Raw genomic sequence first — 1,576 nt, forward strand, 5'->3', positions numbered from 1 at the left:
GGACGGGCCAGATCGTTTCATCCGCAGGGCCGATTGAACGGGTAGCGCCGGGCCGCGCCCGGCGAGCGCGCAGCGCGGCCACCATCCGCCGGGCATGGCCCGGCGCTACCGAGCATGCGAAGGCCACGCGTCGTAGAATATCGGCCCCGCCGCTCGTCCCAGCCCTGCCGACATGTCCGAATCCGCCCTGCTCGCCCTGTCCCCGCTCGATGGCCGCTATGCCGGCAAGGTCGACGCCCTGCGCCCGATCTTCTCCGAGTACGGCCTGATCAAGGCCCGTGTCACGGTCGAAGTGGAGTGGCTGCTGGCCCTGGCCGCCGAGCCGGGCATCGTCGAGCTGGCCGCGTTCTCCGACGCTGCCATTGTCCGCCTGCGTGCACTGGCCAGCGGCTTCAGCCCGGCCCAGGCCGCGCGCGTGAAGGAGATCGAGCGCACCACCAACCAYGACGTCAAGGCGGTGGAGTACTTCATCAAGGAACAGCTGAAGGACGATGCCGAGCTGGCGCCGGCGCTGGAGTTCGTGCATTTCGCSTGCACCAGCGAAGACATCAACAACCTCAGCTACGGCCTGATGCTGGAACAGGCCCGTCGCGAGGTGCTGCTGCCGACCCTGGACGGCATCGCCACTGCACTGCGCACGCTGGCCCATACCCAGGCCAGCCAGCCGATGCTGTCGCGCACCCACGGCCAGACCGCCTCGCCGACTACGCTGGGCAAGGAGCTGGCCAACGTGGTCGCCCGCCTGGAACGCCAGCGCCGGCAGATCGCCGCGGTTGAACTGACCGGCAAGATCAACGGCGCCGTCGGCAACTACAACGCGCACATCGCCAGCTACCCGGATGTGGACTGGCCGGCCTTCGCCGAGCGCTTCGTGACCGGGCTGGGGCTGGTGTTCAACCCGTACACCACCCAGATCGAGCCGCACGACAACATCGCCGAGATCGGTGATGCCGCCCGCCGCGCCAACATCATCCTGATCGACCTGGCCCGCGACATCTGGGGCTACGTCTCGCTGGGCTATTTCAAGCAGCGCCTGAAGGAAGGCGAAGTCGGTTCGTCGACGATGCCGCACAAGGTCAACCCGATCGATTTCGAGAACGCCGAAGGCAACTTCGGCATCGCCAACGCGCTGTTCGAGCATTTCAGCGCGAAGCTGCCGATCAGCCGCTGGCAGCGTGACCTGACCGATTCCACCGTGCTGCGCGCGCTGGGCACCGCGTTCGGTCACAGCCAGGTGGCGCTGGATTCGCTGGCCAAGGGCCTGGGCAAGCTGGAAGTGAACCCGCAGCGCCTGGACGCCGATCTGGATGCGGCGTGGGAAGTGCTGGCCGAGGCCGTGCAGACGGTGATGCGCCGCCATGGGCTGCCGAACCCGTACGAGCAGCTGAAGGCGCTCACCCGTGGCCAGGGCATCACGGCCGAGTCGATGCGCACCTTCGTGCAGGGGCTGGAGCTGCCGGCCGATGCCAAGCAGCGCCTGCTGGAGATGACCCCGGGCAGCTACACCGGCCTGGCCGAGTCGCTGGCGAAGAAGATTTAAGGGTTTTCCTTGCGGCGGCGGCCGCGGGCGCTGCCT

1 protein-coding gene is annotated in these 1,576 nt (G+C 67.9%); it reads left to right on the forward strand.

All coding sequences use genetic code 11. The features are described from left to right. The first annotated feature begins 172 nt into the window (after positions 1 to 172). On the forward strand, positions 173 to 1,540 hold the full coding sequence (purB, locus tag AC1VAN_RS21470) for an adenylosuccinate lyase (protein ID WP_032976320.1): 1,368 nt from the start codon (positions 173 to 175) through the stop codon (positions 1,538 to 1,540). Positions 1,541 to 1,576 lie beyond the last annotated feature (36 nt).

It is taken from the genome of Stenotrophomonas sp. 05L44_2 (genome assembly GCF_056665995.1).